Here is a 26,580-nt window from a genome sequence, read left to right as displayed (position 1 = left end):
ATCGATCTCTGGGAAGATTGTGGACAGTGCGGCACCTACTTTTCGCCGTCGCCACGGATAGTAATTGTCAGAACGAGGGCGACGAGGGAGAACGATGAACGAAGCGCTGGCGGAGACGCTCTCCGACCCCGAGGTGGTGGCCCTGGCCCTGGCCGTCGCCGCAGCGGCGGCAGGGCTGACGAGGGCCTACCTCACGCACCGGACCCGGTTGTCGGCGGAACGCGAGGCCTCGACACGGACCGCGGCCCGGATGACCGGGCTGGTGGGGCTGGCCGCGACCGGACCCGACATGGTGCGGATCGTGGAGCGTGACCGTGACGGGCACCGCGCGGTCGAGCTGGGCGGCTGCGGCAGGGCGCGGTGCCAGACCCCGGGGGAGACCGCATGATCGAGATCGAGGGCACCGCCGCACTGACCCCGGAGCCGGCCGGCATGTCGACGCTGCGCCAGGCGGACGCCGCCCGCCTGAAAGCCGAGCACGACCAGGAGTTCGCCGCCTTCGCGGAGGACTCGTACCACACCGTGGAGCGCATCCTCCGGGCCGAGTGCCCGGACCGGGAGGTGGTCGAGGACGCGCTCAACGAGGCGTACCTGCACGGGCGGGTCCAGTGGCACAAGCTGCGCGACTACGCCAAGCCGATCGGCTGGGTGATCGTCACGGCCCGGTACAAGATCCGCCAGGACCGCCATCGACGTCAGCGTGAGGCCGCGGTCGCGCCGGAGGACCTGCCGCCGACGCCGCAGCCCGACATCGCCGACGTGTGGGAGGCGCAGGAGGCGTTGCGGACCTGGTTGCACCAGCTTCCCGCCCGGCAGGCCGAGGTGTTCCAGATGGACCGGGAGGGCTTCTCCAACCTGGAGATCGCCCGCATCCTCGGGCTGACCGAGAACAGCGTCCGGTCCTACAAGGTCGCGGCCCGCAGGAGATTGCGCGAGCTGGCCGGGGAGGCCGGCTACCCGGGCCCGGACGGCGGCCGGCGGCAGGGGGGAAGCCGTGGAGCTCGATGACATCCTGGCGCTGGCCGAGACGAGCCGGCCCAGCCCGCTCGAACTCGCCCGCGCCCGCCGCGTGGCCCGCGCCGCGCAGGGGCGCTACGACTCGGCACTCGCCGACGGTCACCGGATATTCGTCGACAGCGACCTCTACGACCCGCTGACCGAGGACGTCGACGAGGCGACCAGGGTCTCCCGCGCCGCGCGGTCGGCCAAGCAGGGCACCGTCACCTGGACGGCCGGTGCGGGCGGGCGGCCCGGGTCGGGGCGGCTGTGCTGGTCGGACGAGATGGCGATGATCTTCGGGCAGGCCCCCGGGACACTCCACCTCACCCCGGAGACGCTGCTGCGGCTCGTGCACCCCGCCGACGTGGACCGGGTCCGCCGGGCCGTCCGGACGGCGTGGGAACGGATCCGGCCGGACGAGATCGGCTTCCGGGTGATCCACCCGGGGGGCAGCGTCCGGCACGTCCGCTGCCACCTGGAGATCCTCACCACCGCCGGCCGGGCGTCGGGGATCATCGCCACCGGCGAGGACGTCACCGCGCAGGAGCTGGCCCGGCAGGAGCGTCGGCGGATCGCCGTCCGCAACGGGATGCTCTGCGCCGACCTGGCCGTGCCGGACCCGGTGACCGGGCTGCCCACCCGGGGCTACCTCATCGACGAGGTGGACCGGGCCCGGCGGAGCACCGGCGGGGCGCTCGTCGTCGTGGCGACCGAGCCGGCCACCCGGCTGCCCGACGCCCTCACCGACGACGACCACGACGAGGTGGCGGCGGCGGTCGCCCGGCTCCTGCGGACGACCGTCGGCGACGGGGTGACCTGCGGCCTGGTCGGCTCCGGCCTGTGGGGGGTGCTGCTCGGCCACGCCCACGCAGGCCCGGAGGCCGCCGAGACGCTGGCCGCCACGCTCGTCGACACGTTCCGGCGGCACCTGTTCGGCGTCCACGGCAGGACCCTGCGCCTCAACACCTGGGCCGGGCTGGTGCACTTCGGCAGCGACGTCCCCGACAACGGGTTCGACCTCCTCGTCGACGGTGAGCACGCGGCCCGGGACGCCCGCCGGAGCGGCACCCCGGTCGTGGTCCTCGACCAACCGGTCGACGCCGCCGACCGGACCGCCCGGTGCCGTTCCCGGGTACGCCGCGCGGTGTCGACCGACAGCTTCACCCTGTATGCCCAGCCCATCGTCGACCTGCGTCTCAACCAGGTCACCCGGCACGAGATCCTGCTCCGGGTGCGCAACGACATCGGGGAGCCGACCGCGCCCTGGGCGTTCCTCGACATGGCCGAACGCGTCGGTGAGATCCTCGCCGTGGACAAGTGGGTCATCGACCACGCGCTGGCGCTGATCGGCCGTGGTGCCCAGACCTCCCATTACCAGATCAATGTTTCCGGAAAGTCACTCGCCGATCCGGGGCTGCTCGATTTTGTGAACGAGGCGATCCGTCGACACCGGGTCAAGCCGGAGTGCCTGACCTTTGAGATCACCGAAACCGCCCTCATCGAGAACCGCAACGAGGCCCTGGCCTTCGCCACCGGGATCCGACAGACCGGCTGCCACCTGGCGCTCGACGACTTCGGCACCGGATACGGCGCACTCACCCATGTGAAATACCTCCCGGTGGACCTGGTGAAAATCGATGGAATGTTCGTCGTCAACCTCTGTCATTCGCCGGCCGACCAGGCGGTCGTGTCGAAACTGACCGAGCTGTGCCACACCCTCGGCATCCACGTCGCCGCCGAGTACGTGCAGGACGAGGGGACGCTCGAACTGCTGCGCAGCTGGGACGTCGACTTCGCCCAGGGCTACCGGACCGGGCGGCCCGAACCGATCGCGGTGACCCCGAAACACCAGGTCCAGACGATCGAATTCGAACTGCGGCTGCCACCGCAGTACACCGCCATGGGTTGAGTGGGGGCCGGCGGGAGGGCGTCCGGCCGCCCCGCGCCCGGCGTCGACTGCCGACTCCCCGGCGGGTCGGGGCACCGGCCGGGCGGCGGGCGGGATGGTTCCGCCACCGGGCGTGTCGGTCAACTCCCGAATCGATCGCTGACCTGCACGGCGGGACGCGACCGTCCACTGTCGGCGAATCGCGGCCGAGCGCGGGACCGGACAGACGGTAAGGTTGGCACACATCGGCGTCGGCCAGTGGCGCCGACGTCTGGTGTCTTAGGCTTGACCAGGATTGGATACGACGACTTGGCGCACAAACAGGCCGACCGCGAAGACCCGCGCCGCGCCTCAGACGATCAGGCCCCACCGACGACTCCGGGTGGGCGTTCCGGTCGACCGCAGTCAATCAAACGCCGCGTGATCAGGCTGGTGCTCATTCCCAGTGTCGTCGCCCTGGTCGTCTGGCTCGTCGCCTCCGGCTATCTCATCTTCCAGGGTTTCTACAACCGTCAGGTCGCCAACAGCGTCCGGCAGGTGTCGATCCCGGCCGTCTCGGCGCTCTCCTCGATCCAGCAGGAGCGGCGGTTGAGCGTCAGCTACCTGACCCAGCCCTCCCGGGACCTGGGCCGGTTGATCCAGCAACGGCAGCAGACCGACCAGCGGGTGGCCGCCCTCCGGCCGGTCGCCGACTCCGCGCTGGCCAACGCCCCGGACTCGATCGTGTCGCGGTGGAAGACCCTGGCCGGCCTGCTGGACGAGCTGCCGAGCGTGCGGAGCACCATCGACTCCCGGTCGGCCAACGGCTCGGGTGTCTACGACTTCTACAACCGGCTGCTCGACGCCGCCACCGGCCTGTTCGACACCCAGGCGAGAATCGTCCCCGACGTCACCGCCGCCCAGGGGGGCATCGCGGCGACCGAGGCGTTCCGCGCCAGTGACCTGATGTCCCGCGCCGGCTCCACCATCGACGGCGCGTTCGGTGCCCGTACGCTCAGCCCGGAGGACCATCTCGATTTCGTGAGCCTGGTGGGGGCGTACCACGCCGGCCTGAGCAACGTCGCGCCGCACCTGGAGCCGGAGGCCCGCGAGCGATTCGCCGCGATCACCGCGAGCAGCGCCTGGCGGGAGCTGGTCGCGGCGGAGAAGGCCCTGGTCAGCAACGGGCCGTGGCGCTCCGGCGCACCCCGTGCGCTGTCGTTCAACCGGACCCAGTGGGAAACCCTCACCCGGCAGGTCTCCGACGACCTGATCAATCTGACGGTCGTCCAGGCCGACGAGGTCTCGGCCCGCACGTTGCGCACCGGCAACACCCAGCTGCTGACCGCCTCCCTGGGCAGCCTGGTCGCGCTGCTCGTCGTCATCGCCGCGATCATCTGGGCGATCCGCCAGTCGCAGATCCTGGTCGACCGGGCACTGTCGGTCCGCCTCGCCCAGCTGGGCCGCGACGCCGAGGCGGTGGTCGACCAGAAACTGCCGGCCATGATGGACCGGCTCCGCCGCCGGGAGAAGGTCGACCTGGCCGCCGAACTACCCCTGCCGGAGTACGGCAGCGACGAGATCGGCCGAGTCGCGGAGGTCATCAACCGCTCGTTGCAGGCCGCGGCCGGCGCGGCCGTCGACGAGGCGAAGACCCGGGCGGCGGGCATCGCGATGCTGATGGGCGTCGCGCGCCGCCCGCAGCGCCCCCTGCAACGCGGCCTGAAGGTCATCGAGGACCTGCAGAACCGGATCGGGGACGAGAAGCTGCTGGCCGAACTCTTCGACATCAACCACCAGCTCACCCAGACCCGCCGCTTCCTGGAGAACCTCGTCATCCTGGCCGGCGGCCAGATCGGCCGGCGCTTCCAGAACCCGGTGCCGGTACGCCGGGTGCTGCTGGCGGCCTTCGCGGAGGCCCAGCAGTACCAGCGCATCACGTTGCGCAGCGCGCCCGACGTTGCGGTCGTCGGTCCGGCGGTGGCCGGCACCGTCCACCTGGTGGCCGAGCTGCTGGACAACGCGCTGACGTTCTCCCCGCCGGAGACCACGGTCTGGGTCACCTGCATCGAGGTCAAACGCGGCATCGCGGTGGAGATCGAGGACGCCGGCGTCGGCATGCGGGCGGACGTGCTGGAGCAGGCGAACGAGCTGCTGGCCACCGCACCCACCCCGGACGTGACGGCGCTCAAGGACGGTGCCCAGGTCGGTCTGCACGTGGTGGCCGAGCTGGCCAAGCGGGACGGCATCCAGGTCAGCCTGCGCGCCTCGGCGTACGGCGGCCTGTTGGCGATCGTGCTGCTGCCCGACCGCGTGATCGCCAGTGACCCGTTCACCGCCGACCTGGACCGCACCGACCCGGGTGGCGTGCCGCTCGGTGCCGTCGCCACGGCGATGTCGCGCCCCGGTCTCGGCGCGGTGCTGCCGGCCGGCAACGGCCGGCGGGAGCTGCACCCCGCCGCCGGTGCGCGGCCCGCCGCGATGGCGACGGCGGGCGGATCGGTCCGGGCGGCGGCCGACCCGGCCGGCGATCGGCGGGCTGAGCGCACCGGGGGCACCATGACCGACGTTCCGGCACAGCGCGGCGCGGTCCGGGGCGGCTCGTCCGCCCCCCAGGTCGCCGACCGGCCGCCACTGCCGCACCGCCGGCCGCAGCAACACCTCGCCCCCGAGCTGCGGGAGGACGGTCTGACCGGCCAGAAGCCGGACGTGGCGACGACCGCCCGCTCTCCCGAGGAGGCCCGGGACCGGTTCACCAAGTACCAACGGGCCTGGGCCGCTGGCCGGGCGGCGAAAAACGGGGACTCAGCCAGCAGAGACGACCAAGGCAGGAAAGTATGACCCACTCGGCATCGCAGAACGATCTGACCTGGATCCTCGACGATCTGGTGGAGGTCCCTGACGTTGTCTACGCGGTTGTCCTGTCCACCGACGGGTTGATCGTGCAGAAATCCACGTCGCTCCCGCAGGACGCCGGGGAGCTGCTGGCCGCCGGCGCGTCGTCCCTGCACAGCATCGCCGCGGGGATGGGCCGACGCTTCGACAGCGGCCCGGTGCAACAGGTCATCATCGAGTACGAGGGGCGGACGCTGTTCGTCGCCGCCGCCGGCCAGAACGCGCGGCTGGCGGTGCTCTGCGAGCAGTCCGTCGACATGGGCACCGTCGCGTACGAGATGAGCCGCCTGGTGACCCGGATCGGCGACTACCTCGGCTCGGAGGCCAGACTGGACAGCGGCACCCTCGTCGATCGACCAGGATCGAAGCTATGACGTACGACGTGTGGGATGGTGACGACGAGGCGGAGGCCGGCCGGCTCGTGCCGCTCTACATTCTGGTCAACGGCCGCACCAGCCCCCGGAACACCAGCCTGGACCTGGCCACCCAGGTGATCGCCCTGCCGGCCGACCCGAGCCGGTTGGAGCTGGAGTACCGGGACATCCTCCACCAGTGCAACGGTTGGATCTCCATCGCCGAGATCGGCGCCTACCTGCACCGCCCGCTGACCATCACCAAGGTGATGGTCGACGTGCTGCACGAGCAGGGGTTTCTGGACATCGGCTCGCCGGCGCAGGAAAAGATCGCCGACCGGTGGCTGCTGGAGACGGTGCTCGCCGGTCTCCAGCGGATCTAGACAAGAGGGACTGATACACGTGGATCGGAAATCGGTGAAGGTCGTCGTGGCGGGCGGCTTCGGCACCGGCAAGACCACCCTGGTCGGCTCGGTCAGCGAGATCCCGCCACTGGTCACCGAGGAGGTCCTCACCCAGGCCAGCGTCGGCGTGGACGACATCACCGGGGTCGAGGGTAAGACGAGCACGACGGTAGCGCTGGACTTCGGGCGGATCACCATCAGCAACGACGTCGTGCTCTATCTCTTCGGCACGCCGGGGCAGGACCGGTTCTGGTTCATCTGGGACGAGCTGGCCCAGGGCGCGGTGGGCGCGATCGTGCTGGTGGACACCCGCCGGCTCGGCACCAGCTTCCCGGCCGTCGACTACTTCGAGCGCCGGGGCATCCCCTTCGTCGCCGCGGTGAACCGGTTCTACGGCGAGTGTCCCTACACCGAGGAGGAGATCCGCGCCGCGCTGGAGCTGGATCCGACCGTGCCGCTGCTGTGGTGTGACGCGCGCGACCGGGCCTCCAGCAAGCAGGCGCTGATCGAGCTGGTCCGGCACGCGCTGTCCCGCCTGCCCGCCACCGCCTGAGCCACGCCGACCCGCACGGGCCGGCACCGCCTGAGCCCGCTGCCCCGCACGGGCCGCCACCGCCTGAGCAGCGCCGACCCGGCTGCCTGGGCCGTACCGACCCGGCTGCCCGCACGGGCCGCCGCGGTGCCGGCCGCCCGCCACCGCCCCGGTTGCCCGGTGTGCGGAGCGGAACCGCGGCTCACCGCTTCCGCGGGAGCGGCGCCAACCGCACCTTGAAGTGCCGCAGCAGCGGTGGCGACGAGACCACCCGGTAGCCGGGTACCCGCTCGGGCTCCTTGGCGATGTCGGCGAGGACGGCGGCCACGTAGTCGAGGTGGGTGTCGGTGTAGACCCGGCGCGGGACGGCCAGCCGCACCAGCTCGAACGGGGCCGGGGTGACCAGCCGGTGCCGGTCGTCCATCCCGCCGAGGTAGAGCGAGCCCAGCTCGGCGCAGCGGATGCCGCCGTCGAGGTAGAGCTGACAGCCGAGGGCGTGACCGGGGAACTCCTGTGGCGACAGGTGGGGCAGCAGCCGGCCGGCGTTGAGGTAGAGCGCGTGGATGCCGGGCGGCGCGACGGTGTCCACCCCGGCCTCGTTGATCAGCCGGGCCAGCCGGGCGGTGGAGGCGGCCCGTGCCGCCAGGTACCGGGGGTCGACCACCTCCCGCAGCCCCTGGGCGAGCCGTTCGAGGTCGTGGCCGGCGAGGCCGCCGTAGGTGGAGAACCCCTCGGTGGCGATCAGGTTCGCCTCGCACCGGGCGTGCAGGTCGTCGTCGCGCAGCCCGATGAGCCCACCGATGGCCGACAGGCCGTCCTTCTTGAGACTCACCACGCAGCCGTCGGCGAGCCCGAAGACGTGGGTGGCGATCCGCCGTGGCGTCCAGTCCCGGTAGCCCGGCTCCCGTTGCCCGACCAGCCAGGCGTTCTCGGCGAACCGCGCCGCGTCCAGGAAGAACGGCACCCGGTGCCGGCGGCACAGGTCGCGGACGGCGGTGAGGTTGGCGATCGACACCGGTTGCGCGCCGAGACCGTTGTTGGTGATGGTCATCAGGACCAGGCCGACCCGGTCCCCCTCCGGGCCGGCCAGGGTGGCCGCCAGCGCGTCGAGGTCGATGTCGCCCTTGAACGGTTCCCGGCTGTCGAGGTCGGACGCGGCCGGGCAGGGCAGGTCCCGGGGCTCGGCACCGGCCAGCGTGACGTTGGCGTGGGTGGTGTCGAAGTGGGTGTTGCTGAGGCAGAGCTGGCCGGGCTTCAGCAGGCTGGTGAAGAGCACGCGTTCGCCGGCCCGCCCCTGGTGGACCGGCAGCACGTGCGGATATCCGGTGAGGTCCTGGACCTCGTCGCGGAACCGGAACCAGGAGCGTGCCCCGGCGTACGACTCGTCGCCGAGCGCGGCGGCGGCCTCCTGAGCGGCCGAGGTGGCACCGGTGCCGGAGTCCGACAGCAGGTCGACGGTGATCTGGTCGGCGCGCAGGTTGAACGGGTTGAACCCCGCCTCCGTCAGGGCCGCCCGCCGCTCCTGCGGGCTCAGGAAGGGGATCGGCTCGACCACCTTGATCCGGTACGGGGGCAGCATCTCGTGCGCGTCCACGACCACAGTCAGCTCCTCGGGGGAAGTCAGGGGTGTCCCGTTCCGGCCCGGCCGGTCGGGGTCGTCAGCGTCGGCCGTCGACCGAGAGCCGGTGGCGTGCCGGCGGACGCACCTGGTGGGCCTCGGCGGAGAGGTAGACGGTCACCCCGGGCCGGGGTGCGCCCAGCCGCAGCGACAGGTGCGGGATCAGGCCCACCCCGTCGCGCAGCGGCCGACGGGTCACCGCGGCGAGCGCCCGGTCCAGCACGGCGGGGTCGAACCCGTAGCGGTCCAGCACCGCGACCACCCGGTCGTACGCCTCCTCGTCGTCGTCGACGTAGCCCCGGATCGGCACGTAGAGGCTGTAGCCGACGGGCCGGTCGACCCCCTCGACCAGGGTGTAGCTGCCGACCAGCGGAAGACCGACGAACCGGGTCCGGTCGCCACCGGCGATCGCGCAGAACTCGGCGAGCCGGCTGACGTCGGCGTCCTCGACCACGCCGGCCGCCCGGACGACGTCCCGTACCTGGACGTCGTGATGGGTCAGGTAGAGCTTGACCCGCGCCTGCGTGCCGTCCTGCAGGTCGAGGGCGAAGAAGGTCAGCCGGTCCCGGTGGCCCAGCTCGCCCGGCCGGATGCCGTGGTCGAGCATCGCCTGGTAGGACCGGCCGAGCCCGAGCCGGTGCAGCGCCTCGGAGACCAGGCTCGGCGCCCGGTCGACCCCCCTCACCTCAGGGTTGAGGTAGACCTTGAACTCCGGCCGCCGGCCGCTGCGGAACACCAGCGAGCACCAGAGGGCGAACACGCCCTGCGGGTCGCGGGTGGCGAAGAGGTCCCGCACCGAGTCCAGCCGGGAGGTCGACAGGCCGGCGCGGTGTGCCTGGGTGTCCAGGAACCGCTGGGTGGCGAGCATGTTGGCCAACCGGTCGGGCGGCGCTCCCAGCGTCTCGCCCAGGATCCGCACGGTCGGCGGCTCGGTGGGGCTGAAGGCGACGGAGAACTCCACCGGGGTGTGGTCGTCGGCGATGTTGGACGGCCAGGGTGGCGGGGCCGACAACGGCTGTCGACCGGCCGGGCCGAGCAGGCTCTCCAGCAGGGCCAGCGGTTCCGCCGGGCCGATCCCGACGGCCGCGCACAACCGCTGCAACTGGTCGCACAGGTGATCGGAAAGGGACGCCTCGTCCATCAGTTATCTCTCCCGATCAAGCCGACCAACCAAAAGAGACCTTAGGAATCATTTAGCAATAAGGTCAAGATCAGTCACAACTTGCAATGACATAACAGGATCGAGAGCGACAAATCACCCCGCATGATCACCCACAGTGGCGTGAACGACACGTTACCCCACGTCGCCGGCCGACCTCTGCCCGCGGCTCCACCGAGTCACTGCTCAGCAACCGACCGTCCTCGACGGACACCCCCGGGGCCGCGACGACGCGGAGCCCGTCAGCCCGTCCCCGCGTCGGTAGATGGCGTCCCCGGGAACGGCGTCGCCATCCACCACGAGCGGAAGAGCCCGCGCCTGGTCCGGCGGGCTCGCCGGATGCGGCCAGGTCAGGCGGGTCGGAGTCCGGCGTCAGCGGCGGGGCGTGACGGCCGACAGCAGCTCCGGCAGCCGGCGGTCCAGCACGTCCCCGGCCAGGTACGCCCCGAGCAGCGCCGCCCCCGCCCCGTACGCCGCGCCGACCGGCAGGGCCAGCCAGAGCCAGCCGTCGCCGAGCAGCCCGGCGGCCACCACCATCGGTACGGCCGCGGCCGCCGAGGCGACCATCGACAGCAGGGTGAGCATGCTCTTGGCGATCCCGGAACCGCTGTTCATCGCGAACGGGTTGCTCGTCTCCGGCAGCGAGTACGCGGCGAGCACCGAGATGAACCCGTTGATCGCCAACCCGGCCCCGTACGCGGCGAGCAGCGCGCCCGCCGCCACCCCGAACCATTCCGGCCGACCGAGCACCGCGCTGATGACCAGGGCGACGACGCCGAGCATCGGCAGCACGTACACGGAGAAGGCGGCCATCCGGGCGCGCAGCTCCAGCCGACCCGACACCCCGGCCACCACGTTCGCCGCGTAGGCGCTGCCGTCGAAGCCGAACTGGTTGGCCAGGGTCACCGAGGCGAGCACGCCGACGAAGAGCATCGAGATGCTGAGCAGCACCGGTGACGGATCCCCGGCGGACTCGAACCCCTCCGCGCCGGCGGTGAAGCCCGCGCCGCCGAGGTTGACCATCACCGGCACGAAGATCCCGACCACCGCGATGGTGATCAGGTTGGCCCGCCGTCGGGCGTCCCGCCACCAGTAGCGGCACTCCCGGGCCACCAGCGCGCCGAACCGGTCCCGGCGGGTCCAGCCGACCGCCCGGGGAAAGAGCTGGGCGACCGCGCCACCGGTCGGCGTCCGCCGGGCCTTCGCCGGGGCCGAGCCGGCCGCGCCGACCATCGCCGACTCGAGCGATCGGGACCACCAGAACAGCAGCACCACGATGGCCGCCGCGGTGATCAGCAGCTTCACCGGCACCGCCCAGGCCCGGCCCTCGGCCACGTCCAGGCCGATCGTCCAGGGTGCCCCGAACGGGGTCCAGCCGATGATCCGGGCCACCCCGACCAGCCGGTCCCAGTCGGCGGTGCGGACCGCGGCCAGCACCACGAGCTGCAACGGGCCGAGCGAGGCGGCGACCACGGCCAGCAGCACGGCGGCCAGGTCGCGTACCCGGCGGGACCGCAGCATGGTGGCGAACGCGCTGGTCACCGCGCGGCTGGCGGCGACACAGAGCAGCACACCGACGAGCACGCCGAGGGCGGCGACGACACCGGCCGCCGCGCCACCGAGCAGCGCGGCGCTGACCACCAGCCCGGCCACGGCGATCAGCACCGCGAACACCGGGACGCTCACCAGCGCCGCCGCGAACAGGCCGGTGACCAGGGTGCGGCGGGTGAGCGGGAGCAGCGCGAAGCGGGCCGGGTCGAGGGTCTCGTCGACGCCGAAGAAGACCAGTGGCAGCAGCAGCCAGCCGAGGACCAGCACCCCGCCGCCGAACGCCGCCGCCATCACCGCGTACCGGGGTTCGTCGGCGAAGCCGGGGGCGGCGAACATCAGGAACCCGCCGGCCGCGAACCAGAGCCCGACCAGCACCCCGACCACGAAGAGCGCGACCCGCCAGTTCTGGCCCCGGAAGTTGTTGCCCATCACCCGCAGCTTGAGCCGGACGAAGTGGCGCGGGGAGACCGCGCGGACCGGCTCGGCGGGGGTCACCGGGACAGCCACGCCAGCTCCTCACCGGTCGCCGTCCGGCCGCCGACCACCTCGACGAAGACGTCCTCCAGGGAGCGGTCGCCGCGCACCTCGGCGAGGGTGCCGACCCGCTTGATGGTGCCCTCGGCGAGGATCGCCACGTGCGAGCAGAGCCGCTCGACGACCTCCATCACGTGGCTGGAGAAGACGACCGTCCCGCCGCCGACCACGTACCGGTGCAGGATGTCGCGGATCAGCGCCGCCGACACCGGGTCGACCGCCTCGAACGGCTCGTCGAGCACCAGCAGCCGGGGGCCGTGCAGCAGCGCGCAGGCCAGGCCGATCTTCTTCTTCATGCCGGCCGAGTAGTCGACCACCAGGGTCCGCCCGGCGTCGGTGAGGGCCAGCACGTCGAGCAGCTCCGCCGCCCGCTGGTCGACCACCGCCGGGTCCATGCCGCGCAGCAGACCGTGGTACGCCAGCAGCTCCGCCCCGTTGAGCCGGTCGAACAGCCGGACCCCGTCGGGCATCACGCCGAGCAGCCGCTTGGCCTCCACCGGGTCGCCCCAGACGTCGTGCCCGAGCACCCAGGCCTGACCGTGGTCGGGGCGGAGCAGCCCGACGGCCATCGACAGGGTGGTGGTCTTGCCGGCGCCGTTGGGGCCGAGCAGGCCGTAGAACGAGCCGGCGGGAACGGCCAGGTCCACCCCGGCGACCGCCACCTTGCCGTCGAACTGCTTGGCCAGGCCACGTAGCGCCAGCGCAGGGTGTTCACCAGTCATACGTCGACCGTATCCGGGCCGGGCGGGTGGCCGCACCCGCTGGAGGACGATCCCGGCTCATCCTCGGGACGGACGGCGACCGGCGACGGACCGTCCGTCGGCCGGGCCGCGCGGCGGGCGCGACCGCCCCATCCGGACGAACCGGCCGGACCGCGCGGCGGGCGCGACCGCCCCATCCGGATAAACCGTCAGGAACGGAGCGACTCGGGCGCGTGCAGCCGGAGCATGGTGGCTCCCACGTCGACCGGGGTACGGCGGCGGGTGGCCATCGACACGGCGATCATCACGGTGAAGGCGAGCGGCACCGTCCACGCCGCCGGCTGCGCGGTGAGCGTGGCCGGCCAGCCGGACAGCGGCGGCCCGAGCACGGTGACCAGCACCGCGCCGATCGCCGCCCCGCCGCCGACCAGCACCCCGGCCGCCGCGCCGAGGTCGGTCAGCCCCCGCCACCAGATGCCGAGCACCAGCAGCGGGCAGAAGCTGGACGCGGCGACCGCGAACGCCAGCCCGACCACCTGGGAGACGTCCAGCCCGGAGACGTTCAGGGCGAGCGCCGCCGGCACCCCGCCGGCGATCACCGTGGCCAGCCGGAAGCCGCGTACCGAGCCGCGCCCGAGCACGTCGGTGGAGATCACCCCGGCGACGCTGGTGAGCAACCCGGACGAGGTGGACAGGAAGGCGGCGAACGCCCCGGCGGCGACCAGGGCGGCGAGCAGCCGGCCGGTGGGTCCGTCGCCCAGCGCCGCTTCGGGCAGCAGCACCACCACCGCGTCGGTCTGCCCGCTGACCAGCAGTTGCGGGGTGTAGATCCGGCCGAGCACGCCGTAGAGGGTGGGCAGCAGGTAGAAGACGCCGACCAGGGCCAGCACCACCAGGGTGGTCCGGCGGGCCGCCGCCCCGTCGGGGTTGGTGTAGAAGCGCACCAGCACGTGCGGCAGCCCCATGGTGCCGAGGAAGGTGGCCAGGATCAGCGAGTAGGTGGCGAACAGGCCCCGGTCGTCGTCCCCGGCGGCGCTGGGCAGCAGCCAGTCGGCGGCCCCGGTGGCGACCCCGGACACCTCGGGCACCGGGTCACCGGCGGCGAAGCTCAGCGTGTCGCCGGGGCGTACCTCCCGGATGGTGCCGTCGGCGAAGGTGAGGGCCGCGCGGTGCTCGACCACGACGGTGGTCGCGGTGCGGAACGCCGGCCCGTCGGGCGGGGTGACCGCCGGGCGGGCGTCGGCCTGCCACTGCAGGGCCAGGAAGATCACGGGTACGGCGAGCGCGGTCAGCTTCAGCCAGTACTGGAAGGCCTGCACGAAGGTGATCGCCCGCATCCCGCCCAGCGCCACGTTCGCGGTGACCACCGCCGCGACCAGCAACGCCCCCACCGGGTATGGCGAGCCGGCCACCGTGGCCAGGGTCAGCCCGGCACCCTGCAACTGCGGCACCAGATAGAGCCAGCCGATGAAGATGACGAAGACGGTGGCCAGGGTGCGCAGCCGGCGGGAGCCGAGCCGCAGCTCGCAGAAGTCGGGCAGGGTGAACGCGCCGGAACGGCGCAGCGGCGCGGCCACGAAGAGCAGCAGCGCCAGGTAGCCGGCGGCGAAACCGACCGGGTACCAGAGCACGTCGACGCCGTACTTGAGGACCAGTCCAGCGATGCCGAGGAAGCTCGCCGCCGACAGGTACTCCCCGCCGATGGCGGCGGCGTTCCAGGTCGGGCTGACCGTCCGGGAGGCGACCAGGAAGTCCGAGGTGGTCCGGGCCAGGCGCAGGCCGTAGAAGCCGATGCCGACGGTGACCAGGGTGACCGCGACGATCGCCGGTACGACGTACCCGTTGCCCATCAGCGTTCCGGCCGCTGGACGAGGTCGACGAAGTCCTGCTCGTTGCGTTCGGCGAGCCACACGTACGCCCAGCCGACGGCGATGAGGAAGGGGAAGGAGACCACCCCGAGCAGCAGCCAGGGCAGGTTGACGCCGAACACGGTGACCCGGCCGACCGGGGGCGCGATGGCGAACAGCCAGGGCAGCCCGCCCAGCCCGATGAGCACCAGCAGGCTCAGCCGCAGGGCGAGGGTGAGCTGTGCCCGGACCAGGCCCCGGACCAGCGCCTCGCCGACCCGGGTCTGCTGGGCCAGCTCGGTGCGGGTGTGGTCGGCCCGGGTGTCCCGTCGGGTGACGCCGGCCAACACGATCCGCACCCGGCCGCCCGGCCGGGGGGCCGGTGGCTCGGCGGGCCGCGGCGTCGGTCCGGGATCGTCGTGGACGGTCACCCGGGCAGTCTCGTTGGCCCGGCCCGATTGTCAAGTGTCGTCCACCGGGGGTTGTGGACAACCTGTGGACAACGCGCCCGCCCTGTGGATGACGGCGCGACCCCGAGTGCGAAGCCGGCGTGCCGTCCGCTTTGTCCTAACCGAAACGTCACCCGGAGATCATCTGTATCGGCCTTGCCGGCATTGACCCAGGCCCCTACGCTGGGGCGGCCAATCCTTTCCTCTTCGAACACGGGGTCTCTATGCGCAAAATTCGCACTATCCTCGGCGTCACTCTCGCCGGAGCATGTGCACTGGCCGTGGTGCCGGGTACGGCTTCCGCGGCTCCGGTCTCCGCGCCGCTGCAGAAGACGGCGGCCCTCGACGACGTGACCGGTGCCTACTACCCGGTCGCCCCGGCCCGACTGCTGGACACCCGCAGTGGCGTGGGCGCTCCGGCCGGCAAGATCGGCGCCGGCAAGAAGGTCGACCTCCAGGTCGCCGGCCGTGGTGGCGTACCGGCCAGCGGCGTCGGCGCGGTCGTGCTGAACGTGACCGTCACCGGTCCCACCGCCGCCAGCTTCCTCACCGCCTACCCGACCGGCGAGTCCCGGCCGACCGCCTCCTCGGTGAACTTCGCCAAGGACTGGCTGGGCTCCAACAACGTCACCGTGAAGCTCGGTGCCGGCGGCCAGGTCTCGGTCTTCAACAACAGCGGCTCGACCGACGTGATCGTGGACGTGGTCGGCTTCTACGCCGGCGACGACACCCTCACCAACCGCAACGGCGGCCAGTACGAGTGGTACCTGCCGGAGCGGCTCTGGGACACCCGGCAGGACCCGGAGGGCAAGCCCCCGGCCGGTCAGGTGCTGGAATACTCGCTCGACTTCGGCGACGACTACAACACCCACGTCAAGTCGCTGGTCTTCAACCTCACCGCCGTCTCGCCGGCCAAGTCCGGCTTCCTCACCGCGTGGTCCGGTGCGGGCGCCCGGCCGACCGCCTCGACGGTGAACTACCTCGCCGGCAAGAACGTGCCGAACCTGTCCTTCGTGCAGACCACCCCCTGCACCGGCACCGAGCAGTACAACTGGTGCACCCCGGGTGCGCCGAAGTTCAAGATCTACACCTCGCAGGCGTCGCACGTCCTGACCGACCTGGTCGGCGTAGTCGACGACGGCGAGTCGCCGTACGGCATGCGGTTCGCGCCGCTGAGCCCGACCCGGATCGTGGACAGCCGCTCCAACCTGGGCATCTCCGGCGCCATCCCGGCGGGCGGGGTCCGCAAGGTCACCGCGCCGGACGCGCTGGTCACCCCGGACACCGAGGTGCTGGCGATGAACGTCACCGCCGTCACCCCGACCAGCAACACGGTCGTCACCACCTGGCCGGCGGACTTCGACGGCATCGGCAAGCCCGACACGAGCAACCTGAACCCGTACGCGGGCCAGGTCGTCTCCAACGGCGTGCTCGGCGTCATCGGCCCGAACAACGCGTTCAACGTGCACAACCTCTCCGGCAGCACCCACCTGGTCGCTGACGTGGTCGGCACGTTCTACTACCCGGCTCCGGCCGCGGCCAAGTCGGCGCAGGCCAAGACCGCCAAGGCGGACGCGGTTCCCTCCGCCAACCGGCGCTGACCGCCACCCGGTAACACCGCAGAGCGCCCCGACCGTCAGGTCGGGGCGCTCTCGCCTCTCACCGAACCGCCGGCCGAGGGCCGCTGACCGGCGACGGTGCCGTGCGGTCCACCGGCTTTCCTTCTTCCTTCTTCCACGGGGTAATCATGCGAATCTTTCGCGCGCTACTCGGCATGAGCGTTGCCGGGGCCTGTGCGCTCGCCGTACTGCCGGGGGTGGCGCTCGCCGCGCCCACCGCGCCGTACACCGTCCTCACCGTCAACCTGGGACTGCACGAGCCCACCCCGGTCTCCGGGTCCGCCGTCTACGACAGCTCCAACGCCACCATGGACGCGGCGGCCAGCGCCGGGGACTGGCTCCGGCTCACCGCGATCCTGCCCGACCGGTACGTCCGGATCGACACCGCTGCGCCCGCCGGCCAGACCTGGACCGCCGGCCAGACGTATCCGACCGTCCGCGCCGGCCGGGCCGCCGGTGAGGCGCTGTTCGACATGAGCACGGCCGGCAACGGCTGCGCCTACGGCAGCGGGTCGATCACCGTCCGGCAGGTCACCCGCGACGCGGACACCGGGCTGATGACGGCCTTCGCCGCCTCGTACGAGTTCCGCTGCGACCGGGACGTCGAGATGATGACCGGGGAGCTCCGCTGGAACTCCCCGGTGGACTACGTGGCCCCGGTGGCGGACCCGGGCCGGCTGAACTTCGGTTCGGTGGACGTCGCCGAGCAGCGCAGCCGCATCGTGCGGGTGCGGTCCCTGGGCAGCACGCCCAGCACCTTCGGGGCGGCCGGGATCGCCGGGGAGCACGCCACGAAGTTCGCGGTGACCGACGACACCTGCGCGGGCCGGACGCTCACGGCGGGAGCCGAGTGCACGGTGACGGTGATGTCGAAGGCGACGACGCCGGGCCGCTTCGTCGCGGCGCTGCGCCTGCCGGACAACAGCTCGACCGGTCACTGGAGCATCCCGGTCGAGGTGTCGGCGATCCGCAGTGTGGTCGGCACCTACTACCCGATGACCACGCCCACCCGGATCATGGACACCCGTACCGGCATCGGCACGGTGAAGGGCAGGATCGGTGCCGGGCGGACGGCCTTCCTCCAGGTCGCCGGCCGGGACACGCTGCCGAGGAACGGCATCGGCGCGGTGGTGCTGAACGTGACTGTCGTCGGCCCCACGGCAAACGGCTTCGTCACCGTCCACCCGGCCGGGGAGGCACTGCCGACCGCCTCCACGATCAACTTCGCCAAGGGGTGGCTGGGTTCCAACAACACCACCGTCAAGCTCGGCGCCACCGGCGCCCTGTCGGTCTACAACCGCAACGGTGAGACCGACGTGGTGATCGACGTGATCGGCTTCTACGCCGGGGACGAGACCATCATGTTCGAGCGCGGCATGGGCGGTCAGGTGCAGTGGTACGAGCCGTACCGGGTGATGGACACCCGCACCCGGGGGCTGATCCCCGCCGGGGGCGAGTTCAACGCCTGGATCGACTTCCACACCTACAACCCCAAGGTCAGGGGGCTGATCCTCAATATCACGGCGGTGAACCCGCAGCAGGCCGGCTTCCTCACCAGCTGGTCGGGCGAGGTGCCCCGGCCCAACGCGTCCACCGTGAACTACGGGGCGGGCAAGGTGGTGCCGAACCTGGCGTACGTCAGGACGGCGCCCTGCCCGGAGGGGAGCTGCAACGGTGCGACCGGCGCGGCCCGCTACCGCTTCTACACCTCGGCGACCACGCACATCGTGGTGGACCTGGTCGGGGTGGTCGACGACGGGACCGAGGTCGACGGCATGCGGTTCACCCCGATGAGCCCGACCCGGATCGTGGACAGCCGGATCGGGCAGGGCCTGCCGACGGCCCTCGGGGCGCACGAGGCGGGGAAGGTCACCGCGCCGGCCGCGATGCTGACCGACGCGACCCAGGTGCTGGCGATGAACGTCACCGCGGTCGCGCCGACGACCAACACGGTCGTCACCGTCTGGCCCGCCGACACGGGCCGGGCGAAGCCGAACGCCAGCAACCTGAACCCCGCGCCGGGTCAGGTCGTCTCCAACGGGGTGCTCGGGGTGCTCGGCCCGCAGGACGCGTTCTACGTCGACAACCTGTCGGGCCGCACCCACCTGGTGGCCGACGTGACCGGCACCTTCCAGGTGTACCCGGGCACGGCGGCCGGCAGCCGTCGGGCGGGTAGGCCGGCGGTGGCCGGCAGCGGCTGGACGCCGAGCACCTCCTAGCCACGCCACCCGCGCTGAGGGCGCCCCGGCCTCGGCCGGGGCGCCCTTCGCCGTTCCCGCACCAGGGGGCCGATGTTGCGGTATCCGGGTGCCCGGTCACCGCAACGTCGCCGATGTTGCGACGATCACGACCACCGGCAGGGTCAGCGGTTCCAGTCCTGTTTGGCGGCCCGGACCAGCTTGTCCTTCAGCTCCCGGGTGTGCCGGCGGCTCACCGGCAGCTCGGCGGCGTCGATCAGCACCACGTACCCCGAGTTGACCAGGCGCAGCTCGGCGATCAGCCGCAACTGCACCAGGTACGACCGGTGGATGCGGACGAAACCGGCGTCCGCCCAGCGTTCGGCGAGGGTGGCCAGCGAGACCCGGACCAGGTGCGACCCGTCGGCGGTGTGCAGCCGGGCGTAGTCGCCCTGCGCCTCCACCCAGCGCACCGCCGAGCGGGGCAGCATCCGGGTCGTCCCGGCCAGCTCCACCGGGATCGTCGGGTCCTCCTCGGTGCGGGCCAGCGCCGCCGGGTGCGACGGCACCACCCGGGAGCCCATCACCCGGCGTAGCGACTCGGCCAGCCGCTCGGCGCGTACCGGTTTGCGGACGTAGTCGGTGGCGCCCAGGTCGAAGGCGTCCACCGCCCCGTCGTCGTACGCGGTGACGAAGACGATCGCGGGCGGCCGGGCGAACCGGCGCAGCACCCGGGCCAGCTCCATGCCGTCCAGGCCGGGCATCCGGATGTCCAGGAAGACCACGTCCACGTCGGTGTCCCGCAGCACCCGGAGCGCCTCGGTGGCGTCACCGGCGGTGTGCAGCCGGGCCACCCGGGGATCGGCCCGCAGGTGGTACGCCAGCTCGTCGAGCGCCGGTGGTTCGTCGTCGACCGCCAGCACCCGCAGGAACCCGGCCGCGTTCACCGCGCCGTCCCGCTCGCTCACGCGCCGGCCCGTACGCCCGGGTGGAACTTCGGAATGCGCAGGCTCACCTTCGTGCCCGAGCCGGGGCCGGTCTCGACGACCAGGCCGAACCCGTCGCCGAAGACCGAGCGGAGCCGCTCGTCGACGTTGGAGAGGCCGACGTGCTGGCCCGGGTCGTCGGTCGGGTCGCTGCCGGCCCGGGTCAGCTCGGCGATCCCCGCGGTCAGCGTGGCCGGGTCCATGCCCACTCCGTCGTCCTCCACCGTGATGTGACACTCGGCACCCGCGTCCCGGGCCTCGATGCTCACCATGCCGGTACCGGGCTTGCGCGACAACCCGTGCCGCACCGCGTTCTCCACGAGCGGTTGGAGGCAGAGGAACGGCAGGGTCACCGGCAGCACTTCCGGGGCGATCTGCAACCGCACCTGCAACCGGTCCCCGAACCGGGCCCGTTCGATGGTCAGGTACCTGTCGATGGAGCGCAACTCCTCGGCGAGGGTGGTGAACTCCCCGTGCGCGCGGAACGAGTAGCGGGTGAACTCGGCGAACTCCAGGATCAGCTCCCGGGCGCGCTCCGGGTCGGTGCGGACGAACGACCCGATCGCGGTCAAGGCGTTGTAGATGAAGTGCGGGCTGATCTGCGCCCGCAGCGCGCGGATCTCGGCACGGGCCAGCCGTTCCCGGGAGGAGTCCAGTTCGGCCAGCGAGAGCTGGTTGCCGGCCCAGTGGGCGGTCTCCAGGGTGGCCTGCACCAGGCCGGGCGCGGGTGGCCCGTCGGCTACCGCGACCAGCGCCCCGACCACCCGGCCGTCCGCCGACAGCGGGGCCACCACCGCCCCCCGGACCAGGCAGTCCACCCGGTCGCAGTGCAGCTCCGACTCGCCCAGCACGGTCGACCGGCCGGTCTCGGCGACCCGTCGGGCCGCGGTGAGCAGTTGGTCGCCGTGGTGCCCGCCGCGCCCGTCCAGGGCGAGCAGCGTGTCGGCGTCCGTCAGCGCCAGCCCGGCCGCCCCCACCAGCGCCCGCAGATGGCGTACGGCCTTCGCCGCGCCCGCCGGGTGCAGCCCGGTGCGCAGCGGCTCGGCGGCCAGCCCGGCGGTGTGCAGCACCTCGTAGGTGGCCCGTTGGGTGGCGGTGGCGATGCCCCGCCGACCGCGCAGCCGCAGCGCCGCCCAGAGCGCGGCGGCGAGCGCGGTCACCAGCGAGACGACGCCGATCACGGCGGAGAGGTTGCCACCCACCCCGCGATCCTGGCCTGTCCGGGCCGCCACGCCAAGGGGTTCAGTAGGCGCCCTTGCGGGCCAGTACCACGCCGACCGTCCGCCACAGGATGCTCAGGTCGTACGCCAGCGACCAGTTGTCGACATAGTAGAGGTCGAGCCGGACCGCCTCGTCCCAGGACAGGTCGGAGCGACCGGAGACCTGCCACAGCCCGGTCATTCCGGGCCGGACCAGCAGCCGCCGCCGGACGTCGCCCAGGAAGTCGCCGTCGTCGGCGGGCAGCGGACGCGGCCCCACCAGCGACATCTCCCCCCAGAGCACGTTGATCAGCTGGGGCAGCTCGTCCAGCGAGGAGGCCCGCAGGAAGCGGCCCACCGGGAACACCCGGGGGTCCTGCCGCATCTTGAACAGCATGCCGTCGGTCTCGTTCTGGTCGACCAGACCGGCCAGCCGCTCCTCGGCGTTGACGTACATGGTGCGGAACTTCCAGACCCGGAAGGTACGCCCCTCGTGGCCGACCCGGGGTTGGCGGAAGAAGACCGGCCCGGGGTCGGAGATCCGGATGGCCAGTCCGATGGCCAGGAAGACCGGCACCAGCAGCAGCAGGCCCAGCCCGGCGGCGACCCGGTCCATCAGGTTCTTGGCCAGCAGCGCCGGCCCGGACAGGGTCGGCTCCTCCACGTGCAGCAGCGGCAGGCCCTCGATCGGGCGGATGTGCACCCGGGGGCCGGCGATGTCGGTGAGCTGCGGGGCGACCACCAGGTCGACGCCGGAGCCCTCCAACTGCCAGGCCAGCCGGCGCAGCTCGCCCGGTTCGGCGCTGGCCGAGCCGCAGACCGCGATGGTGTCCCCGCCGACCTCGCGCACCAGGGCCAGCACGTCCCGGCCGGCGTACACCGGGACGGGGGTCTCGATGCCCCGGGCGGCGGCGTACCCGTCGGTGATGTGGATGGCCACCGGCACCAGCCCGGCGGCCGGGTTACGGGTGACCGCGACGTAGACCTCCAGGCACTCCGGCAGGGTGCCCACCAGCACCATCCGGTGCCCGGCGTGCCCGGCGCGGCCCCGGACCCGGTGCAGCACGAACCGCGCGGAGATCCGGAAGAACAGGACCAGCACCAGTGCCCCGGCCAGGGCGAAACCCACCGTGTAACGGGACAGGTCGGTCTTGGTGGCGAAGGCGACGAACGAGACCGTCGCGGTGACCGCGACCCCACCCCGGATGACCCGCTTGTACTCCTCCGGGCCGAGCCCGAGGTAACGCCGGTCGTAGGCCCGGTTGCCCCACAGGGCCGCCAGCCAGCCGAGCGGCACCAACAGGAAGACCACGGTGTAGAACCAGGTCGGGTCGGCCTGCGCGTTGTAGAAGCCGGCCCGCGCCTGACCGAACGCCTCCTGGGCGATCCAGTCGGCCAGCACCACGGCGGCGAAGTCGAGCAGCAGCAGCGCCGCTGTGTACGGGCGGTGCCAGCGGGACACCCGACGACGGGCACGTGCCCACGCCGACCGGGGCACCCCGTTGTGCGACGGCGGTGTCGGCGGCTGGATCTCGAAGCTGTCGACGTGCCGCACGAGTTTGCTCCGGCCTGTGTTGGTTACCGGGCGCTGGAGGCTTGTCGTCACCTCAACCCATGTCCTCCCGCATGACCCGCGCCGCTCACTCGCCGTGAGGAACCCGGGTCGCTCACCGTTCCCGTCTCCCCACGCTGGCAGCGGGTCAAACGCGGTCCCGAGGGACCGTGCGTCTGGCGTAGCCGACGGGGGAACCGGCCGACTTCACGTCAGTTTTCGAAGCCGGGGACCGAGCCACTATACCGATGGACGGCCACCGGGGTAGCACGCGGACGGGGAGGTTTCGCGCGCCACGGTCGATACCTCTCCGTAACCGGGACAGGTTGTGACTCACCGTACGAGACGGGACAACCTTCGGTCAGCGAGCGGTTTGCCGCCGGTCTGGCAGGTGGGGCAGTACTGGAGACTGGAGTCGGCGAACGACACCTCCCGTACCGTGTCCCCACAGACCGGGCAGGGCAGCCCGGTCCGGGCGTGCACCTTCAGCCCGGAGCGTTTCTCGCCCTTCAGCTCGGCCGCCCGGTGCCCGACCGAGCGGCGTACCGCGTCGCCGAGCACCGTCCGGGTCGCCGCGTGCAGGGTGGCGAGCTGGTCGTCGGTGAGCCGGTCGGTGATCGCGAACGGGGACAGCTTCGCCGCGTGCAGGATCTCGTCGGAGTACGCGTTGCCGACCCCGGCGAGCACCGCCTGGTCGGTGAGCACCCCCTTGACCTGCCCGCGTCGGCTGCGCAGCCGTTCGGTGAAGGTGGCCAGGTCGGCGTCGAGGGCGTCCGGCCCGAGCTTGGCCACCCCGGGGACCTGCGCCGGGTCGGTGACCAGGTAGGCGGCGAGCTTCTTCTGGGTGCCCGCCTCGGTGAGGTCGAACCCGGAGCCGTCGTCGAGGCGTACCCGTAGGGCGATCGGACCCTTGCCGGGGCGCAGCGGAGTGGTGGACGGAAACGCCTCCCGGTAGTGCAGCCAGCCGGCGCGGGCCAGGTGCACCACCAGGTGCAGGTCACCGTCGAAGATCACGTCGAGGAACTTGCCGTGCCGCCGGGCGTCGGCCACCGCCCGGCCCGACACCGCCGTGGGCGCCGGGTCGTACGTCTTCAGGGCGCTGATCGCGGCGACCTCCACCCGGTCGACACGTCGCCCCACGGCGCGCTCACGCAGGTAGCCGGCGAGCGCTTCCACCTCCGGTAGTTCGGGCACCCCCTCACGGTAGCCTTCGTTCCCGTGAGAATCGTGGTGGCGCACAACCGGTACCGGGAAGCCCAGCCGTCGGGTGAGAACACGATGGTCGACTCGGAGATCGGGCAGCTCACCGCCGCCGGGGTCGAGGTGTTGCCGTTCATCCGCAGCTCCGACGAGATCCCGTCGATGCCGAAGTCGGCCAAGGCGCTGCTGCCGATCTCGCCGATCTACGCCCCACGCGCCCAGCAGGACCTGTCCCGGCTGCTCACCGAGCACCGGCCGGACGTGCTGCACCTGCACAACCCGTACCCGCTGCTCTCGCCCTGGGTGGTGCGGACCGCGCACAAGCACGGGGTGCCGGTGGTGCAGACGGTGCACAACTACCGGCAGGTCTGCTCGTCGGGGATCTACTTCCGCGACGGGGTGATCTGCCAGGACTGCAAGGGCCGGGCGCTGGCGGTGCCGTCGATCGTGCACCGCTGCTACCGGGACTCGCGGGCGCAGAGCGCGCTGATGGCGGCCACCCTGGCCGTGCACCGGGGCACCTGGCGCTCGGTGGACCGGTTCATCGCGCTCACCTCGGCCATCGCCGACCACCTGACCGACTACGGCATCCCGGCCGAGCGGATCGTGGTCAAGCCCAACGCGGTGCCCGACCCGGGCGCCCCCACGCCGCTCGGTGACGGCTTTCTCTATCTGGCCCGGCTGACCCCGGAGAAGGGCGTCGACCTGCTGCTGGACGCCTGGCGGCGGCACCCGGTGGGCACCCTGGGCACGCTGCGGGTGGCCGGTGACGGCGAGCTGCGTCCGCTGGTCGAGGCCGCCGCCGCCGAGCGCGCCGACGTCGTCTACCTGGGCCAGCTCGACCGGGACGGGGTACGCGCCGCCGTCGAGGCGAGCGCCGTGGTGATCGCCGCCTCGATGTGGCACGACGTGCTGCCCACCGTGATCATCGAGGCGTTGGCCAGCGGGCGGCCGGTGCTCGGCACCGCGCTCGGCGGCATCCCGTACCTGGTCGGCGCGGACGTCCCGCACGAGCCCGCCGGTACCGGCCCGGCCGCCGAGGCCTCGGCGGTCGCCGGCCACGCCCCGCCACCGGTCGGTCCGCCGGCGATCCCGGCCGGGCTGCTCGGCGGCACCGCCGGCTGGGTGGTCCCGCCGGATCCGGCCGCGCTGGCCGCCGCGCTCCCGGTCGCGCGGGCCGGTGCCGCGCTGCTCTCCGCCCCGGCCCGGCTGCGGTACGAGCAGACCTTCCACCCCGACGTGGTCCTCAAGCGTCACCTCGCCATCTACGCCTCCCTAACCCGCCCCCACTGACCCGCCCCCGCCAACGCCAGACCTCGCGCGATCTTGGTGGAAAGTGGCCCCTATAGGGGCCGTTTCCTTCCAAGATCTCTGCGCCCGAGGGCCGAGCAGGGCGGGCAGGGCGGTCGGGCGTGTCGCGGCTGGCGAGTCTTGCCACTCGAAGCGATATGACTGGCTGGCATATTTATGCCGACCAGTCATATCCCCTGCGGCAGAGTCACCTCCTACGGCAGTCTGGGCACGGGCTTCGTGGATAGAACTAGTGCCGTGTCTTTGAAGATTGATCGTGTAATGCGTCGGTTATGAGGATAGATCGGGCAGGCTGTCTCCCAGCACTCGTGGTGGGAGGTGATGGCCGGTGGGCAGACGGCCGGAAGTGTTCGTCCGGCAGGTGTCGATGGCCGAGGGACAGCGGTTGCAGCGGATCACCCGGACCGCGAAGGACCCGGTGAAGCTACGCCGCGCGATCGTGGTGCTGATGTCCGCCCAGGGACAACCCGCGCCGGACATCGCCCACCTGCTCAAGACCAGCGAGGACTACGTCCGGGACGTGATCCACGCGTTCAACGAGCGGGGGTTCGACGCCCTGGACCCAAAATGGAGCGGGGGCGCACCGAGACGGATCGATGAGCAGACCAGAGACTGGATCTGCGTCATCGCCCGGTGCGACCCCCGCTTCCTCGGCCAACCCTTCTCCTGCTGGTCACTGACCAAGCTGCGCGACTATCTCGTGGCGGCTGGTCACGTCACCACGATCAGCGTCGAGACGGTCCGCCGGATCCTGCACGAACGCGGGATCTCCTGGCAGGCCACCACGACGTGGAAGGCCAGCACCGACCCCGACTTCACCACCAAGATGCGCCGGATCCTGGACCTCTACGACCACCCACCCGCCGACGGCAGGGTGCTCGGCGTCGACGAGTTCGGGCCACTCAACCTGCAACCCCGCCCCGGACGGACCTGGCGGACCGTCGCACACCCGGTGCGGCTACGAGCCACCTACACCCGCGACCAGGGCGTCCGACACATGATCGCCGCCCTCGACCTGACCAACGCCGCCTGCACTACCGCATCCGCGACCGCAAACCGTGGCGCGAGTTCCTGGCCTTCCTCAAGACCCTGCGCCGCCGCTGGCCCGCCCAGAAGCTGTACCTGATCTGCGACAACTTCTCCCCACACAAGCACCCCGAGGTCCGCGCCTGGTGCACCGCCAACCAGGTGGAACTGGTGTTCCTACCGACCTACGCGTCCTGGCTGAACTGGATCGAAGCCGAGTTCGCCGCCGTGCGCTACTTCGCCCTCAACGGCACCGACCACCACACCCACACCGAGCAGGACACCGCCATCGGCGCCTACATCCGCTGGCGCAACCACCGAGCACACCCGAAAGCCGGATTCGCAACCGGATCCAAGATCCGCCACCGGATTACCCGTTCAAGGCCGCATGACGAGGCACTAGCCAATGGCGGCTGCCGTAATAGACCCACAGGTGACCGGTTCGGGCCGTTTCGGGTGCCTCGTCGGGCCATTGGGCGATCAGCCACCCGTTCGGGCAGGTCATATCGCCTCGTCACCGCTACGCTGGCCACGAGGTCTCCGGTATGAAGTTCTTGCTTGGTCACAGAACCAGATCCCGGAGACCTCTTCAGTGGTCGAT

At 71.9% G+C, this 26,580-nt stretch carries 22 protein-coding genes; 12 read left to right on the top strand and 10 right to left on the bottom strand.

The features are described 5' to 3' along the window. Positions 1–94 precede the first annotated feature (94 nt). From O7625_RS08925 to O7625_RS08895, 7 genes are all read left to right on the top strand, one after another. Complete coding sequence (locus O7625_RS08925) at positions 95–388, top strand: hypothetical protein (RefSeq protein WP_282345382.1); 294 nt, start codon at positions 95–97, stop codon at positions 386–388. After that, complete coding sequence (locus tag O7625_RS08920) at positions 385–1,008, top strand: sigma-70 family RNA polymerase sigma factor (protein ID WP_282345381.1); 624 nt, start codon at positions 385–387, stop codon at positions 1,006–1,008. The genes O7625_RS08925 and O7625_RS08920 overlap by 4 nt, the downstream gene beginning before the upstream one ends. After that, positions 995–2,908 carry a GGDEF domain-containing phosphodiesterase gene (locus O7625_RS08915; protein ID WP_282345380.1) on the top strand — a complete coding sequence of 638 codons (1,914 nt, stop codon included), beginning with the start codon at positions 995–997 and terminating at the stop codon, positions 2,906–2,908. Before O7625_RS08920 ends, O7625_RS08915 begins: the two co-directional genes overlap by 14 nt. A gap of 411 nt (positions 2,909–3,319) precedes the next feature. After that, entirely contained in the window at positions 3,320–5,707 is a 2,388-nt protein-coding gene (locus O7625_RS08910) for a nitrate- and nitrite sensing domain-containing protein (RefSeq protein ID WP_282345379.1), read from the top strand. Then, on the top strand, positions 5,704–6,135 hold the full coding sequence (locus O7625_RS08905; protein WP_067310456.1) for a roadblock/LC7 domain-containing protein: 432 nt from the start codon (positions 5,704–5,706) through the stop codon (positions 6,133–6,135). Before O7625_RS08910 ends, O7625_RS08905 begins: the two co-directional genes overlap by 4 nt. Beyond that, positions 6,132–6,497 carry a DUF742 domain-containing protein gene (locus tag O7625_RS08900; protein ID WP_067310453.1) on the top strand — a complete coding sequence of 122 codons (366 nt, stop codon included), beginning with the start codon at positions 6,132–6,134 and terminating at the stop codon, positions 6,495–6,497. Before O7625_RS08905 ends, O7625_RS08900 begins: the two co-directional genes overlap by 4 nt. A gap of 34 nt (positions 6,498–6,531) precedes the next feature. Next, positions 6,532–7,071: an ATP/GTP-binding protein gene (locus O7625_RS08895; RefSeq protein ID WP_231932415.1), complete on the top strand. Its 540-nt coding sequence runs from the start codon at positions 6,532–6,534 to the stop codon at positions 7,069–7,071. A gap of 181 nt (positions 7,072–7,252) precedes the next feature. On the opposite strand, the gene O7625_RS08890 is transcribed toward O7625_RS08895, so the two are convergent. The 6 genes from O7625_RS08890 to O7625_RS08865 all read right to left on the bottom strand — a co-directional run bounded on the left by O7625_RS08890 (position 7,253) and on the right by O7625_RS08865 (position 14,819). Then, positions 7,253–8,650 (bottom strand): tryptophanase, encoded by a 1,398-nt coding sequence (locus tag O7625_RS08890; RefSeq protein WP_282345378.1) that lies wholly within the window; start codon positions 8,648–8,650, stop codon positions 7,253–7,255. A 58-nt stretch (positions 8,651–8,708) separates the two neighbouring features. After that, positions 8,709–9,809, bottom strand: coding sequence for a tryptophan dimethylallyltransferase family protein (locus tag O7625_RS08885; RefSeq protein ID WP_282345377.1), 1,101 nt, complete (start codon positions 9,807–9,809; stop codon positions 8,709–8,711). A 390-nt stretch (positions 9,810–10,199) separates the two neighbouring features. Beyond that, entirely contained in the window at positions 10,200–11,885 is a 1,686-nt protein-coding gene (locus O7625_RS08880) for an ABC transporter permease (protein ID WP_282345376.1), read from the bottom strand. After that, positions 11,870–12,634 carry an ABC transporter ATP-binding protein gene (locus O7625_RS08875; protein WP_067310440.1) on the bottom strand — a complete coding sequence of 255 codons (765 nt, stop codon included), beginning with the start codon at positions 12,632–12,634 and terminating at the stop codon, positions 11,870–11,872. The genes O7625_RS08880 and O7625_RS08875 overlap by 16 nt, the downstream gene beginning before the upstream one ends. 188 nt (positions 12,635–12,822) lie before the next feature. Beyond that, the gene (locus tag O7625_RS08870; RefSeq protein WP_282345375.1) at positions 12,823–14,463 is read right to left on the bottom strand and encodes a cation acetate symporter; all 1,641 of its coding nucleotides are present in this window, start codon (positions 14,461–14,463) and stop codon (positions 12,823–12,825) included. Further along, positions 14,463–14,819: a hypothetical protein gene (locus O7625_RS08865; RefSeq protein WP_282346870.1), complete on the bottom strand. Its 357-nt coding sequence runs from the start codon at positions 14,817–14,819 to the stop codon at positions 14,463–14,465. Before O7625_RS08865 ends, O7625_RS08870 begins: the two co-directional genes overlap by 1 nt. Positions 14,820–15,193: 374 nt before the next feature. Between O7625_RS08865 and O7625_RS08860 the strand changes: the two genes are divergently transcribed. Together O7625_RS08860 and O7625_RS08855 are read left to right on the top strand one after the other, a co-directional pair. After that, positions 15,194–16,510, top strand: a complete 1,317-nt coding sequence (locus O7625_RS08860) for a hypothetical protein (RefSeq protein WP_282345374.1) — start codon at positions 15,194–15,196, stop codon at positions 16,508–16,510. A gap of 146 nt (positions 16,511–16,656) precedes the next feature. Beyond that, positions 16,657–18,747, top strand: a complete 2,091-nt coding sequence (locus O7625_RS08855; protein ID WP_282345373.1) for a hypothetical protein — start codon at positions 16,657–16,659, stop codon at positions 18,745–18,747. 143 nt (positions 18,748–18,890) lie between these two features. On the opposite strand, the gene O7625_RS08850 is transcribed toward O7625_RS08855, so the two are convergent. The 4 genes from O7625_RS08850 to O7625_RS08835 form a co-directional block, all read right to left on the bottom strand. After that, complete coding sequence (locus tag O7625_RS08850) at positions 18,891–19,652, bottom strand: LytTR family DNA-binding domain-containing protein (protein ID WP_067310466.1); 762 nt, start codon at positions 19,650–19,652, stop codon at positions 18,891–18,893. A gap of 17 nt (positions 19,653–19,669) precedes the next feature. After that, a complete protein-coding gene (locus O7625_RS08845; RefSeq protein WP_282345372.1) occupies positions 19,670–20,893 on the bottom strand; it encodes a histidine kinase in 1,224 nt (407 codons plus the stop codon). Positions 20,894–20,933: 40 nt separating this feature from the next. After that, complete coding sequence (locus tag O7625_RS08840) at positions 20,934–22,445, bottom strand: sugar transferase (RefSeq protein WP_067310414.1); 1,512 nt, start codon at positions 22,443–22,445, stop codon at positions 20,934–20,936. A 330-nt stretch (positions 22,446–22,775) separates the two neighbouring features. Continuing rightward, positions 22,776–23,636 carry a DNA-formamidopyrimidine glycosylase family protein gene (locus O7625_RS08835; RefSeq protein WP_282345371.1) on the bottom strand — a complete coding sequence of 287 codons (861 nt, stop codon included), beginning with the start codon at positions 23,634–23,636 and terminating at the stop codon, positions 22,776–22,778. Between the two features lie 24 nt (positions 23,637–23,660). Between O7625_RS08835 and O7625_RS08830 the strand changes: the two genes are divergently transcribed. The 3 genes from O7625_RS08830 (at position 23,661) to O7625_RS08820 (ending at position 26,528) form a co-directional block, all read left to right on the top strand. Beyond that, positions 23,661–24,935: a glycosyltransferase gene (locus O7625_RS08830; protein ID WP_282345370.1), complete on the top strand. Its 1,275-nt coding sequence runs from the start codon at positions 23,661–23,663 to the stop codon at positions 24,933–24,935. A gap of 346 nt (positions 24,936–25,281) precedes the next feature. After that, the gene (locus O7625_RS08825) at positions 25,282–26,079 is read left to right on the top strand and encodes an IS630 family transposase (protein ID WP_282345368.1); all 798 of its coding nucleotides are present in this window, start codon (positions 25,282–25,284) and stop codon (positions 26,077–26,079) included. Continuing rightward, positions 25,983–26,528, top strand: a complete 546-nt coding sequence (locus tag O7625_RS08820) for a transposase (RefSeq protein WP_282346865.1) — start codon at positions 25,983–25,985, stop codon at positions 26,526–26,528. The genes O7625_RS08825 and O7625_RS08820 overlap by 97 nt, the downstream gene beginning before the upstream one ends. Positions 26,529–26,580 lie beyond the last annotated feature (52 nt).

Source organism: Micromonospora sp. WMMD714 (assembly GCF_029581315.1).
Lineage (GTDB): Bacteria > Actinomycetota > Actinomycetes > Mycobacteriales > Micromonosporaceae > Micromonospora > Micromonospora rifamycinica.
Note: the sequence above shows the minus strand (reverse complement) of the source record. Positions and strands in the feature narration are given on the sequence as shown.